The following is a 13372-nucleotide window of genomic DNA, read 5'->3' as shown; positions in this document are numbered from 1 at the left end:
GATATTAGAAACATGAAATACACCGTTATTACCACCCTTACTGGTCTTCTGCTAATGAGCAGTAGCTATGGACAACAAAAGCTTAACATGGACAGCTTAATGAAAGAATCCAAAAAAACTGAAGTATGGGAACCTGTTCCTGTTATGGTTAGTCCGGGAAAATCAGCCAGTGAAGCTCCCTCCGATGCCATTGTTTTATTCAATGGTAAAAACCTGAATGCCTTTCAGAAAAAAGGCGGAGGATTGCCTGGCTGGAAAGTGGATGCACAAGGAATTTTAAATGTGGTGAAAGGATCAGGTGATATTGAAACCAAAGACAAATTTGGCAGCTGCCAGTTGCATATAGAATGGAGATCTCCCTTGGCCATTGCTGGAAATGGTCAGAGCAGAGGCAACAGTGGTATTTTTTTAATGGGTAAGTATGAATTACAGGTACTGGATTCCTATAACAATCCTACTTATTCCAATGGGCAAGCAGGAAGTATTTATAAGCAACATATACCGCTGGTAAACGCCTCCAGAAAACCCGGTGAATGGCAGAGCTATGATATTATTTTTAATGCACCCCGCTTTTTCTCGGATGGGACTTTACAGCAGCCAGCTACTATTACTGTATTACACAATGGAGTATTGGTACAGAACAATGTAACTATTTTAGGGGGTACAGAATGGATTGGACCTGCTTCTTACAAAAAACACGCTGAGAAAGAATCTCTGGTTATACAAGATCATGGAATGGATGGCGGCAATCCGGTTAGCTTTAGAAATATCTGGATAAGACCTTTATAATCTTTATTGCACTTGCCAACTAAGATAATAGCTTTTCATAATGACAATGTTAAGCCGATTATTCGCCATTTTCTGCAAAAGACCGCGCACGGATTTCGGCCCATGTATAGGAATTTCCTCTGATCATAAAGCCGCAATGGCCACCCTGTTGAGGCATTTCGAGAAACAAATGAGGATGCTCTTTTGCTGTATCTATTGGCATGCAATTCGGTAATAAAAAAGGATCATTAACCGACTGTACTATCAAAGACGGTACGGCTACCTTGTGTAATATTGGACCCACACTGGCTTTCTCATAAAAATCAAGTGCATTTTCGTAACCATGAAGTGGGGCTGTATACCTATTATCGAATTCAATAAAAGTTTTGATACTATCATAGCCTGTTGCATCAATCTGATCAGGGAAAAGCTTTGCTTTTATTTTTATTTTCTTTCCGAGCTTTTTTAAAAATCGGTTTAAATAAATCCGGTTCGCCGAAGTAGACAATGCATCTACACTTCCCTTTAAACTACAGGGTACAGAAAAGCCTATGGCTTTTTTTACCGCTGAGGGAACTTCCAGCGGATGTTCAGATACGGCTCTTAAGGTTAAGCTTCCACCCATGCTAAATCCAATTAACACAATATGCTTATAGCCATACTGCTGAATACTATGCTGAATAACTGTCTTTAAATCACTTGCATCTCCATGATGATAAAATCTTGCCAATCGGTTCAATTCTCCGCCACAACTCCGGCAGTTCCAACCGAGTGCATCATATCCATTGGCTGTAAATATTTTAGCCATACCCGTTACATAATGCCTGCCTGAGTCTCCTTCCAAACCATGGGTGATGATAACCAATTTGTCCGATTTTCTTTCAGACACAGACCAATCCAGATCCAAGAAATCACCATCTGTTAATTCAAGCCTTTCTCTTTTGGCATAAGTGAAAGCAACTTTTCTGAACAAGCTGGGATAAATACTTTGCCAATGCCCGTTGTATTGAAGGACAGGGGGTTTAAAATTTGTTGAATGTACTATGGGCATGAGTCAATTTATGCGTGAAGGTATTAAATACCTCATTTTAATTAACTTCAGTCTATGACAGGAAGCCAGTATTTAAAATTATTAAATCCGCTTGCGTTATTTAATACCAGACGCACGAGAGATATTTTTAAAGTAAATCCTACGGTTAATCCGGAAAGAAAAGAAGCAGATCATATTGTAGTTTCTGTTTTTGATTTTGATAAAGGGGTAATTAATGAGAGCAACTATGACAGAATTGAATCCTGTGAGCAATTCAAAGACAATGGCAGGATTAGTTGGATAAATGTGGATGGTATCAGAAAAAATGAAGTAGAGCTTTTATGCAACCATTTTGGTATTCACTATTTAATTGCAGAAGATATTTTAAGCGTAGGTCAACGACCCAAAATAGATGAAATTCATCCCGTATTATATTGTTTGTTGAATATGCTTTACTTCAATGAACAGACTGCTACTGTAGAAACGGAACAAATCAGTATTATTCTCGGAAAAGATTATGTTATCACTTATCAGGAAGACGCCAGCAGAGATGTTTTTGACGGGGTTCGTGAAAAATTAAAGCTCAGTGACTCTAAACTAAGGCAGAGCGGAGCTGATTATTTGTGTTATGCATTAATTGATATGATCGTTGACCACTATTATCTGGTGATGGATAAAATTGGGGATAGAATTGAATTACTGGAGGAACGAATTATCAGAAGCAGTAACAAAAGATCATTGGCGGAAATTAATGCGCTTCGTAAAGAGTTGATTGTGTTAAAAAGAAATGTTGGACCTGTTAGGGATATTGTCAATGGATTTGTAAAAACTGATAGTCACTTGTTGGAAGACAAGACAAGGAAATATTTCAAAGATATTTATGACCACATAGTTCAGGCAAATGACCTGGCAGAAAGCTATAGGGATATGATGCTCAACCTTCACGACCTATATGTGAGCAATGTTAATCTGAAGATGAATGAAGTAATGAAAGTAATGGCAATCGTTACCTGCTTGCTTGCGCCCGCCACTGTAATTGGAGGCATATTTGGAATGAACTTCGATATCATTCCCTATGCTCATGAAAGCAATGGATTTTATATTGCAACAGCATTAATGATTATTGTACCACTGATAATGGTATTTGTTTTCAGAAAGCGGGGTTGGTTTTAAATTTTTACGGTTTTCCACCTGCCTCTTTTGAATAAAACAGTACTCGTTATAGCAACAGCAGTTTCAGTTATAACAATTGCCCAGAAAACGCCATCGGTGCCCCAGTTGGCTGCTCCTGATAAATAATAGGCAACTGGAATTTGAAAAATCCAAAACCAGAAAAAATTGATAACGGTTGGGGTTCTGCTATCCCCTGCTCCGTTAAAGGCATTCATCATTACCATACCAACACCGTAAAATAAATATCCAAAGCTAATAATTCTTAATGCACTGGCCCCGGTAGCTATTACCATTGGCTCATGACTCATCAACCCTACAAAGAATGGGGCTGCACTAATAAACAGTGTGGAAACTATGGTCATAAAAACAGCATTGTATTGAGCTGTTTTCCAAACGGAAGCTTCTGCTCTTTCTATTTGATTCGCCCCCAGATTTTGTCCAACCAACGTAGCAGCTGCATTGCTTAATCCCCAGGCGGGCATCAGGAAAAAAATAATTAAGCGGATGGCAATGGTGTATCCGGCAATTGCATCACTGCCATAACCTGAAATAATCTTAGCCATAAAAATCCAGCTGGCAGATGCAATGATAAATTGCAGGGCTCCGGTTGAAGCTATGTTTACAATAGAAATAATAATTGACCAGATGGGTTTAAAATGATTCCATTTCATCTGGATAATTCCTTTCCCTTTCTGAAGATTATACAATTGATAAAGAACGCCGATGCTTCTACCGGTTGTTGTTGCAATGGCCGCTCCGGTTAAACCATAAAAATGAATCATTACAGGACACAAAACAATATTACAAAGATTGGCCAGCCACAAACTTTTCATAGCCATGGCCGCATTGCCCGCTCCCCTGAAAATACCATTAATTAAAAACAGTAACATAATAACCAGATTTCCAATCAGCATAATGGAAACATAGGTTGAACCTATTTGTAAAATTTCAGGGGACGCTCCTACCAGCGCTAAAATATCAGCCGCAAAAAAGACACCAATCACACTAATCATCATACTAATTATGAGACAAATAATCAGTGTTTGTGCTCCTGCTTCTGCTGCGGCTTCATGATTCTTTTCGCCAACTCTTCTGGCTACTACTGCTGTTGCAGCCATACTGAGACCAATAGCTAAAGAATAAATAATGGTTAAAACAGACTCTGTTAAGCCTACTGTTGCAGCTGCAGCCGATCCCAGTTTGCTGACAAAAAAGATATCTACTACAGCAAAAACAGATTCCATGCACATTTCAAGAATCATCGGTACCGCCAATAAAAAAATGGCTTTTCTTAAGCTGCCTTTTGTAAAATCCTTGTGTTCGCTGTTCAAAGATTCCCTGAACAAATCGTACCAAAAACGAATTCTGGTTCCACCCATTGATTGACTCATCTGTTTGATTATGCTGATGGAACTATATTGTCCATGATGATAGTATAAAGCGTATTTGGATTAAACGGTTTAGACAAACAGCCATCCATTCCTATCTGTTTTGCTTTAGCTTCAATATCAGTTGTAATAACAGAAGCTGTTAGTGCAATGATAGGCACTTCCGTATTGAACATTCTGATGTTTCTAGTTGCAGTATATCCATCCATTACCGGCATTTGAATATCCATTAGTATCAAATCGTATTTCTCTTCTTTAACTTTTTCCACTGCAATAGCACCGTTTTCAGCAAGATCCACTTCCGCATGCCAGTTTTTTAACATTCGCATGGCAACCATAATGTTAAACTCCACATCTTCTACCAAGAGTATTTTTTTCCCTGTTAAATCTGGTTTGTTTTCTGTTCCACTTTGTTTTGCTTCCTCCCTGATTTCACTGTTGCTTTTCTTAAATTTAAGGGTGAAGAAAAACTTAGAACCCACACCAGGTTCACTTTCTAGATAAATTTCACTACCCTGCAATTGCAGTAATCTTCTGATAATTGTTAATCCAAGTCCAGATCCGCCAAACTCTCTGGTTATATTATTATTAGCTTGCGTAAAGCGCTCAAATACCAAGTGTTGTTTTTCTTTTGGAATACCAATTCCTGTGTCTTCTATAGAAAACATTAAATCGACATCCTGTTTGTTATTAGCAACCAGTTCTACTCTAATAGTAATGGTTCCGTCTTTAGTGAATTTTACTGCATTAGAAATCAGGTTGTTTAATATTTGGCCAAGCCTTACATCATCACTTACCAGAAATTCCGGTATATCGTCGTCATAGGTAATCTTAATTCTATTCCGCTTTTCTTCTGCCTTGACCTGATTGGCCATTTTAATGTTCTTCAGAAAATGCAGCACATTTATATTCCTTTCAGCGAATATGATTTTCCCCTCTTCCAGTTTGCTAAAATCTAACACATCATTAATAAGACTCAATAGATTCTCTGAAGAAATTTCCATTACATTCAGTAGCTCCTTTTGGTCAGGTGCTAAATCTTGATACTGGAGCAGCATGATGGTTCCTATAATTGCATTCAGAGGCGTTCTGATTTCATGACTCATAACAGACAAGAACTCACTTTTAGCCTGTGCTGCTTTTTCGGCAACATCTTTGGCGTAAATCAAATCAGCTTCCAGCTGTTTTGTCTTGAGAATTTGCTTTTCCAGAAAAGATATTATATCAATTAAATCATCACTGTCTTCATCAAACTCCTGAGGTGCGGCAGGATCCAGTGCTTTGATAGCCTGTTTTAACTTATAGATTGATTGTTGCCTGATTTCATTTTGTGTCTGTAGATCTTTGGTTGCAAGCTGATATTCCTTTTCGCTCACATCAAAAGCATGTTCAGTAATTTTTCTGTCTCTCTCAAATGAATTATAACTTTTATTAATAGCATCCAAAAAATCAGCCAAATCTGGATTACTCTCCAAAGCACTATTCAGAAACTGGGTAATCTGCTTTTGTAATAAGCTATGATATAGCATTGAACTCTTTGTTATATTTCAGTAAATGTAGTGATGGTCATGGTTTGATTGTGCAATTCACAATTAGAACCAGGATTAAAAGGCGAGAGCTCACCATACGAATAAAAACCAGTAATAGTAGTGTGGTCACCAAATACTTTCTGAGCAGCTTCTACTTCTTCAGAAGTTCTGTCTTGTAAAATCAATTTTCGTCCAACACAGCTGATTAGTATGGCCAGATTGGCTTTATTATTTTCGTGCATGGAAGCCGTATTGATAGCGGCAACAGATGATCCGTTAATTACTTTTTCAAAGTTCACTTTCATCAATCGCATCTTGCTTCCTTCTGGCATATTTCCCGCAAATATCATTGAGCCATCCGATTCATTCACATTCAGAATAGTTCTTACCAGATTCTTCGTGCTGTCATCTGTACGTAATGAAATAGGGAATAATAAAGCGGAACCCGGTAACTCATCAACATAAGGACCTAGGTATTCCTTGTATAAATCAAGTGCTTTTTGTCCGTCAATTTCATACAATACATTTTTTACCGACCTCGTTATCACTCTCTCTTTACCAAATTCATCCCATCCCCCAAAGGAACTATGTCCTACCAATAATCCCTGGCCATAGAATCCAATGGCAACTACTGTACCTTCCTTAGCTGCACTATTCAATCCAACCTGCGTTTTCGCAAATCTTGCCGCATCACCAGCCAAACCGCCGGTTACCGGAATATTATTCGTATTTACTGAATTAAAACCAGCCACCAATTCAGATCCGTTGATAAAAGAACCCTCTGAAATTACAAATACAGATACCAACTGATCTTGGTTTAGCATTCCCATCAGGGTTTTTCCTGTTTCATAGCTATCTACTGACTGAGAGATATCTACTGATACAGCCTGGGTTGTTGCTTTTTCAAAATAGATAGCCGTAACTACCAGCGTATCGTCGTACACTTCTTTGTGTAGAATTTCACCAGATGTAGAACAGGAAACAATATCTGCTTTGGGAAACCTCGCTTCAATGGAGGAAAAGATTGTTTCTTTGGTGACCAGTTCTCCAGATCCAAAAACCAAAACCAATTGTGCTTTTTCAGCAGGAAAATCTTCTGGTAAATCACCAATAATCCATTTCCCCGAACCATATTGAAGCTGGGCAGTTTTCATTAACCTATTGCTTTATCCTTAAAGATAACCCTTTTCAGTTAATGAGAACAATCATCGCTGTGTGCATGGTCATGTTTTCTGCAAAGTCTAAAGTTGAGGAAGTGAGCAACCACAATACATCCAACAGAAGGTATTAGTAAGACCCATTCCAGTTGGTGAAAGTTGACTTTCAGAATGAGTAAAAGAATGCCTGCCGTGAATAAGATAACCGGCCACCAGCTGTGATGGTGTTTTTTAAAACCATGGTATAAAGCATAAGTACCCAGTATAAATGCTAGGCCAATCATGAAATACTCAAAATGAATATTTTCTATAATATTAACACCGAATAAGGGGAGGCTGCTTAAAAAAAGAGGAAGCAGGGCGCAATGTATCGCACATGCCACAGAAGCTACTATTCCCAATGCGTCCCAATTGATTTTAATCTTCATCAATTGCAAAATTACATCAATGCAACTTTGTTGCAAAATATTTGTTGTAAAATGGTCTTACCTTTACACTATAAATAAGCATATGAGCAAGAGAGTGTTGGCCTACCTAGGATTTTTTCTGATTTTACTGGCAGGATTTTATTTTTTTCTTTTCCGAGGTACAGATAAATGGAAAAGAAAATTATCTGTAATCAGCTATGTAAAACCTTTCCAATTTACTACACAGGAAGGTTTGCCTTTTACTGACCGTGATTTATTGGGTAAAGTGACCGTTGTAGAATACTTTTTTACCAGCTGTAAGGGAATCTGTCCAAAGATGAATAAGAACATGAAAGAGATTTATGACACTTTTAAGTCAGATCCCAATTTTATGATTTTATCTCATACTTGCGATCCAGAAACCGACTCTGTTCCGAAATTAAAGAGATACTCAGATTCCATGCAGATTAACAGCAGAAAATGGGTGATGGTAACAGGCAGAAAAGATAGTTTATACCAAATGGCCAGAGCTGCTTATTTATTGGATGACCCCAAAAACAGTGTTCAGAAAATTGAAGACCAGTTTATTCATACACAATTCTTTGCCCTTGTAGATAAAGATGGAAAAGTGCGTTCTCAGATTTACGACGGCCTCAAGAAAGATGAGATAGAAAAACTGAAGACAGATATCAAAGAATTATTACTGGAACGTTCATCCAACAGTAATTTTGTAAACGGTATCTTTAACAATAATCCTTAGGGAAAACATGCAGGATAAAATAAGTGACATATTAAAAAGGAATCACCTAAGCATTACAGAAGCCAGAAAAAAAATACTTGGACTTTTCTGGGAATCCGGCAATGCAATGGCTCATGGGGATATTGAACAAAAAAGTAGTGATGAGTTTGATAGGGTTACTATTTACAGAACCTTACAAACATTTGTAGAAAAAGGAATCATTCATACTATACCAACCGCAGATAATTCGGTTCGCTATGCCTTATGCAAGGACGAATGCGGAGCAGGTCATCACCACGATGATCATGTTCATTTTATCTGTGATGATTGCGGTACAACTTATTGTATTGATGAAGTAAGTGTACCTAAAGTAAAATTGCCAAAAGGTTTTAAAGCTGAACAAACAGATCTAGTAATTAGCGGAACCTGTAATAAATGTGAGCAATGATACTAGTAACAGGTGCAAGCGGTCTGGTTGGATCACACTTATTACAAAAGTTGATCCGGGAAGGTAATGCTGTTAAGGCTTTATACAGAAACAATCCCCCAAAAATAGCTGATACAGAAGGGGTAGAATGGGTAAAGGGAGATATACTTGATATTGTATCACTGGAAGAGTCCTTACAAAATGTAGAACAGGTTTATCATTGTGCTGCTGTTGTTTCATTTAATCCGGCTAAGAAAGCGTCCATGTTTCATACAAATGTGGAAGGAACTGCTAATGTGGTTAATGCCTGTATTAACAGTGGTGTAAAAAGATTATTATTTGTCAGTTCTGTAGCAGCATTGGGTAGAATCAGAGAAGATAAACCAATTGATGAAACAATGAACTGGACTCCTGAAACGAGTAACAGTGAATATGGGAAAACCAAATATCTCTCCGAAATGGAAGTGTGGAGAGGTATGAGTGAGGGGCTGTCTGTTGTTGTGGTTAACCCTGTTATTATATTAGGGAGCGGAGACTGGAATGGAGGATCATCCGGAATTTTCAAATCGTCTTACGAAGAATTTCCCTGGTACACCGAAGGCACCAGCGGTTTTGTAGATGTATTTGATGTTGTAAAAGCCATGTATTTACTGATGAATAGCGATGTAAATGGCGAACGATTTATTGTAAGCGGTCACAACACTGGCTACAAAGATATTTTTGGGTTGATTGCAACTGGCTTTAACAAGAAACCGCCACACAAAAAAGTAACCCCCCTCTTGGCTGGAATCGTATGGAGATGGGAAGCGATTAAAGCATATTTTACGGGAAAAGACCCATTGCTCACCAAAGAAACTGCCAAAACAGCTCAAGCAAAAGTGGTTTTTAACAATACGAAACTGTTGCAGTCATTTCCGGATTTTTCGTATACCCCGCTCAAAACAAGCATAGACAGGATTTGTGCCGAATTAAAGGCAAAGTATCAATTATGATTCCATCACTTTTTTCCATAGTTCAGGAATTCGTTTGATCCATACCAATTCGCGACGCTTGATGGAAGCGTCTTCCGCAGGATAACCAAAATACGTTTTGCCACCCACCAGAGAAGAAGGAACACCGCTTTGTGCCAAGACAACTGCATTAGCACCTATCGTGAGTGTTTTACTAACGCCAACCTGACCCCATAAAGTTACTCCGTCTTCTATAACGGTTCCGCCGGCGATGCCCACCTGGGCAGCAAACAAACAATTTTTCCCAACAGTTACATCATGGCCAATATGTACCATATTGTCCAGTTTGGTTCCTTGACCAATTCTGGTTTCTGCAGTAACTCCCCTGTCAATCATACAGCCGGTTCCTATTTCTACAAAGTCTTCTAAAACAACATTGCCACAGCTCAACATTTTTTTATACCAGACAGGACGATTCTTCTTGGTATTGTAATAAAAAGCATCTCCCCCAATTACTGTACCCGATTGTATGATTACATCATTTCCAATAATTGTATTATCATGTATGGTAACATTCGGATGAATGATACAGTTGTTTCCGATAACTACATGCTTCCCAATAAATACATTGGGCATGATTATCGAATTCTCACCAACTACTAAGGAATCATCAATTGATTTTGTTGACGGTAAAAAAGGACTGAAATGCTGTACAATTTTTAAGTACGATTCAAATGGATCAGTAACAACAAAAATGGTTTTGCCTTCTGGAATTTTTACATCTTCTGTATTGATGATTATAAAATCTGCAGCGCTGCTTAAACAGGTATCATAATATTTTGGATGATCAACAAAGACCATATCTCCTTTTTCTACACGATGAATTTCATTGATGCCTAAAATTTCTGCATAGACATTTCCGGCAATTTTTGCATCCAGAAAACCAGACATCCAGGAAACGGAAACAGGAGATGGAAACTTCATTTGAGTGATTTTTTAAGGAGATAAAGGTAGTGAGACAAGCTTTCCCGAAAATTTTTTTTTGAAATTGGTTCACTGAAAAATCTATCAAAATGCTGGTTCAAAAAGGAAAAACAAATTGTAACTAATAAGTAAACATAAAATATTAGATTTAATGAAACCCTTTATTCATCAATGTTTCAGAAGATCGTAAAAAATATTATTTGATTGTAAAAAGAAAATTGTCTTCCAAAAAATGAAATTATTAAGCAGTACATTTTTTGCTCAATTCACATTTAAGCTTAAAATGTTAATAAAATTGTTCAAAAAAATTTTTGTATAAGTTAAAAGTCTTTTTAATATTGTGTAGGGAAATGCGTTTCCCTGTACTTACTAACCCATCCATATACAAGGTCTCGCTTCTGCGAGACTTTTGTTTTGTATCAATTTGAACACACAATTTATGAGCGAAGTACATTTTTCAGAACAAGAATTAATCAGAAGAGAGAAGCTTGCAAAATTGCAAGCCGCAGGGATTGATCCGTTTCCCGCTCCATTGTATCCAGTCAACAGTTTTTCTGTTGATATCAAAAATAATTACACTGAAGAGAACAAAGATCAGTTTACCAATCTTTGTGTAGCAGGAAGAATTATGAGCATGAATGATAAAGGAAAAGTTTTCTTTATCAAGATTCAGGACAGCAAAGGCATTATTCAACTGTATGTTAAACGAGATGAAATTTGTCCGGAAGAAGACAAATCGTTCTGGGATACGGTTGTAAAACACGGATTGGATTTAGGAGATATTATCGGATGTACAGGATACGCTTTTATTACCAAAACCGGTGAAACTTCTATACATGCTCAAACGCTTACCCTACTTACCAAATCTTTAAAGCCACTCCCCGTGGTAAAAAGAGATGAAGAGGGTAATGTTTTTGATGCTGTAACAGATCCGGAATTCAGGTATCGTCAGCGTTATGCAGACCTTATTATCAACCCCGATGTAAAGGACACTTTTGTTAAAAGAACCAAAATTATCAACACCATTCGTGAATTTTTGAATTCACAAGGTGCTGTAGAAGTAGATACCCCTGTTCTGCAAGCTATTCCGGGAGGTGCTGCTGCCCGTCCTTTTATTACCCATCACAATGCACTGGACGTTCCTTTTTACTTAAGAATTGCCAATGAATTGTATTTGAAGCGTTTAATAGTTGGTGGCTTTGATTGGGTTTATGAATTCAGCCGCAATTTCAGAAATGAAGGCATGGACAGAACCCACAATCCGGAGTTCACGGTATTAGAATGGTACACTGCTTATAAAGACTATATCTGGATGATGGAGGTAACAGAACAATTATTCGAAAAAATTGCACTGACCATTCACGGAACTACAGATGTTCAATTGGGAGATAAAATTGTAAGCTTTAAAGCACCATTCAAAAGAATAAGCATACACGATGCCATTAAGGAAAACACAGGTATTGATGTGAGCGGAATGGATGAAGCAGGTTTGAGAGAAGTTTGCAAGCAATTGAAAATTGATGTGCCTCCAACTATAGGTAAAGGAAAACTGATTGATGAAATTTTCGGTGCAACCAGTGAACATACCTATGTTCAACCAACATTCATTATTGACTATCCTGTAGAAATGAGTCCATTAACCAAAAAGCACAGAAGTAAACCAGGACTGGTTGAACGTTTTGAGCTGATGGTTAACGGAAAAGAGCTAGCGAATGCTTACACAGAGTTAAATGATCCTATTGACCAGCGTGAGCGTTTTGAAGAACAGGTAAAGCTGATGGAAAGAGGAGACGATGAAGCCATGTTTATCGACTACGACTTTTTACGTGCCCTTGAATACGGCATGCCACCTACTTCAGGAATCGGAATTGGTATAGATCGTTTATGTATGATGATGACCAACCAGGCTTCCATTCAGGATGTATTACTATTCCCTCAGATGAGGCCTGAAAAGTTCGAAGACTAGGAACTTAGTAGTCTAATCAACAAACAAGTCGGGATACAACTGACCTCCGGGCACAACAGCGTACTGATCTAAATTGGAAATACCTTCTTTGGCAAGAACTTCTTCGTCAATGAAGGTATTTCCCGTATATGCCAATCCTGTTTTAGAAAGTATATAATATACACTGTCTGCAATAATTTCCGGTGTACGGCTCATTTTAGCCAATGCCTCTCCACCCAGCAGGTTTCTTACCGCTGCTGTATCAATAGTGGTTTTAGGCCAAAGTGCATTAGAGGCAATTCCATCATTCTTGAATTCAGCTGCCCAACCCAATGCCAGCATACTCATATTGTACTTAGTAAGCGTATAAGCAATATGTCCTCCCATCCACTTAGGTTTTAAACTGATTGGCGGTGATAAGGTAATAATATGCGGATTGTTCCCCTTTTTTAACCAGGGCAAACAATGTTTTACAACTAAAAAGGTACCTCTTACATTAATGCTTTGCATTAAGTCAAATCGCTTGGCCTCTGTTTTTTCGGTGTTGGTTAAAGAAATAGCGGATGCATTGTTAATGACAACATCAATCCCCCCAAACTTATCTACTGCCTGTTGTACAGCTGCAGCAATCTGTGCTTCATCTCTGATATCTACCTGTACTGCCAATGCTTTACCACCAGCCGCTTCCACTTCTTCAGCAGCAGAATAAATGGTACCTCCTAATCGGGGATCCTCCTCTACACTTTTGGCTGCAATAACAATATTAGCTCCTTCTTTGGCAAGTCTTAAGGCAATGGCTTTTCCGATTCCTCTGCTGGCACCGGTAATGAATACGGTTCTGTTGGCAAATGATGACATAGTTAAACGCTTAGAGA

At 38.1% G+C, this 13372-nt stretch carries 13 protein-coding genes; 6 read left to right on the top strand and 7 right to left on the bottom strand.

Going from position 1 to position 13372, the window contains the following annotated elements; translation table 11 throughout:
• The first annotated feature begins 12 nt into the window (after positions 1–12).
• Entirely contained in the window at positions 13–789 is a 777-nt protein-coding gene (locus tag TEGAF0_RS10610; RefSeq protein ID WP_264898156.1) for a 3-keto-disaccharide hydrolase, read from the top strand.
• Positions 790–847: 58 nt separating this feature from the next.
• Here the strand turns inward: TEGAF0_RS10610 and TEGAF0_RS10605 are convergent, their stop codons facing one another.
• On the bottom strand, positions 848–1819 hold the full coding sequence (locus tag TEGAF0_RS10605; RefSeq protein ID WP_264898155.1) for a YheT family hydrolase: 972 nt from the start codon (positions 1817–1819) through the stop codon (positions 848–850).
• 54 nt (positions 1820–1873) lie between these two features.
• On the opposite strand from TEGAF0_RS10605, the gene corA reads away from it, so the two are divergent.
• Positions 1874–2971, top strand: coding sequence for a magnesium/cobalt transporter CorA (corA, locus tag TEGAF0_RS10600; RefSeq protein ID WP_264898154.1), 1098 nt, complete (start codon positions 1874–1876; stop codon positions 2969–2971).
• On the opposite strand, the gene TEGAF0_RS10595 is transcribed toward corA, so the two are convergent.
• The 4 genes from TEGAF0_RS10595 to TEGAF0_RS10580 are packed head-to-tail and all read right to left on the bottom strand — an operon-like array spanning position 2968 to position 7473.
• Positions 2968–4362, bottom strand: a complete 1395-nt coding sequence (locus TEGAF0_RS10595; protein ID WP_264898153.1) for an MATE family efflux transporter — start codon at positions 4360–4362, stop codon at positions 2968–2970. The two genes, corA and TEGAF0_RS10595, sit on opposite strands and share 4 nt — an antisense overlap.
• 8 nt (positions 4363–4370) lie before the next feature.
• A complete protein-coding gene (locus TEGAF0_RS10590) occupies positions 4371–5888 on the bottom strand; it encodes an ATP-binding protein (RefSeq protein ID WP_264898152.1) in 1518 nt (505 codons plus the stop codon).
• Positions 5889–5899: 11 nt separating this feature from the next.
• On the bottom strand, positions 5900–7042 hold the full coding sequence (locus TEGAF0_RS10585) for an FIST signal transduction protein (RefSeq protein WP_264898151.1): 1143 nt from the start codon (positions 7040–7042) through the stop codon (positions 5900–5902).
• A 38-nt stretch (positions 7043–7080) separates the two neighbouring features.
• Positions 7081–7473, bottom strand: a complete 393-nt coding sequence (locus tag TEGAF0_RS10580; protein WP_264898150.1) for a MerC domain-containing protein — start codon at positions 7471–7473, stop codon at positions 7081–7083.
• Positions 7474–7555: 82 nt separating this feature from the next.
• On the opposite strand from TEGAF0_RS10580, the gene TEGAF0_RS10575 reads away from it, so the two are divergent.
• From TEGAF0_RS10575 to TEGAF0_RS10565, 3 genes are read left to right on the top strand one after another with little or no spacing between them, the layout of a single operon-like run.
• Entirely contained in the window at positions 7556–8212 is a 657-nt protein-coding gene (locus TEGAF0_RS10575; RefSeq protein ID WP_264898149.1) for an SCO family protein, read from the top strand.
• Positions 8213–8219: 7 nt separating this feature from the next.
• Entirely contained in the window at positions 8220–8639 is a 420-nt protein-coding gene (locus TEGAF0_RS10570) for a Fur family transcriptional regulator (protein WP_264898148.1), read from the top strand.
• Positions 8636–9610 (top strand): NAD-dependent epimerase/dehydratase family protein, encoded by a 975-nt coding sequence (locus tag TEGAF0_RS10565; RefSeq protein WP_264898147.1) that lies wholly within the window; start codon positions 8636–8638, stop codon positions 9608–9610. Before TEGAF0_RS10570 ends, TEGAF0_RS10565 begins: the two co-directional genes overlap by 4 nt.
• Here TEGAF0_RS10565 and TEGAF0_RS10560 read toward each other — a convergent pair.
• Complete coding sequence (locus TEGAF0_RS10560) at positions 9605–10552, bottom strand: UDP-3-O-(3-hydroxymyristoyl)glucosamine N-acyltransferase (protein ID WP_264898146.1); 948 nt, start codon at positions 10550–10552, stop codon at positions 9605–9607. The genes TEGAF0_RS10565 and TEGAF0_RS10560 overlap by 6 nt on opposite strands.
• 439 nt (positions 10553–10991) lie before the next feature.
• Between TEGAF0_RS10560 and lysS the strand changes: the two genes are divergently transcribed.
• Positions 10992–12518, top strand: coding sequence for a lysine--tRNA ligase (lysS, locus tag TEGAF0_RS10555; RefSeq protein WP_264898145.1), 1527 nt, complete (start codon positions 10992–10994; stop codon positions 12516–12518).
• Positions 12519–12530: 12 nt separating this feature from the next.
• On the opposite strand, the gene TEGAF0_RS10550 is transcribed toward lysS, so the two are convergent.
• Positions 12531–13355 carry an SDR family oxidoreductase gene (locus tag TEGAF0_RS10550; protein WP_026750751.1) on the bottom strand — a complete coding sequence of 275 codons (825 nt, stop codon included), beginning with the start codon at positions 13353–13355 and terminating at the stop codon, positions 12531–12533.
• Positions 13356–13372: the final 17 nt, after the last annotated feature.

The organism is Sediminibacterium sp. TEGAF015, assembly GCF_025997995.1.
Taxonomy (GTDB): domain Bacteria; phylum Bacteroidota; class Bacteroidia; order Chitinophagales; family Chitinophagaceae; genus Sediminibacterium.
The sequence above is the reverse complement of the archived record's forward strand: the minus strand, read 5'-3'. Positions and strand labels throughout refer to the sequence as shown.

Excerpts from the sequence above, each read along its gene's own strand:
- TEGAF0_RS10610 (WP_264898156.1), top strand. The coding sequence starts at position 13 with ATGAAATACACCGTTATTACCACCCTTACTGGTCTTCTGCTAATGAGC.
- TEGAF0_RS10605 (WP_264898155.1), bottom strand. The coding sequence starts at position 1,819 with ATGCCCATAGTACATTCAACAAATTTTAAACCCCCTGTCCTTCAATAC.
- corA (WP_264898154.1), top strand. The coding sequence starts at position 1,874 with ATGACAGGAAGCCAGTATTTAAAATTATTAAATCCGCTTGCGTTATTT.
- TEGAF0_RS10595 (WP_264898153.1), bottom strand. The coding sequence starts at position 4,362 with ATGAGTCAATCAATGGGTGGAACCAGAATTCGTTTTTGGTACGATTTG.
- TEGAF0_RS10590 (WP_264898152.1), bottom strand. The coding sequence starts at position 5,888 with ATGCTATATCATAGCTTATTACAAAAGCAGATTACCCAGTTTCTGAAT.
- TEGAF0_RS10585 (WP_264898151.1), bottom strand. The coding sequence starts at position 7,042 with ATGAAAACTGCCCAGCTTCAATATGGTTCGGGGAAATGGATTATTGGT.
- TEGAF0_RS10580 (WP_264898150.1), bottom strand. The coding sequence starts at position 7,473 with ATGAAGATTAAAATCAATTGGGACGCATTGGGAATAGTAGCTTCTGTG.
- TEGAF0_RS10575 (WP_264898149.1), top strand. The coding sequence starts at position 7,556 with ATGAGCAAGAGAGTGTTGGCCTACCTAGGATTTTTTCTGATTTTACTG.
- TEGAF0_RS10570 (WP_264898148.1), top strand. The coding sequence starts at position 8,220 with ATGCAGGATAAAATAAGTGACATATTAAAAAGGAATCACCTAAGCATT.
- TEGAF0_RS10565 (WP_264898147.1), top strand. The coding sequence starts at position 8,636 with ATGATACTAGTAACAGGTGCAAGCGGTCTGGTTGGATCACACTTATTA.
- TEGAF0_RS10560 (WP_264898146.1), bottom strand. The coding sequence starts at position 10,552 with ATGAAGTTTCCATCTCCTGTTTCCGTTTCCTGGATGTCTGGTTTTCTG.
- lysS (WP_264898145.1), top strand. The coding sequence starts at position 10,992 with ATGAGCGAAGTACATTTTTCAGAACAAGAATTAATCAGAAGAGAGAAG.
- TEGAF0_RS10550 (WP_026750751.1), bottom strand. The coding sequence starts at position 13,355 with ATGTCATCATTTGCCAACAGAACCGTATTCATTACCGGTGCCAGCAGA.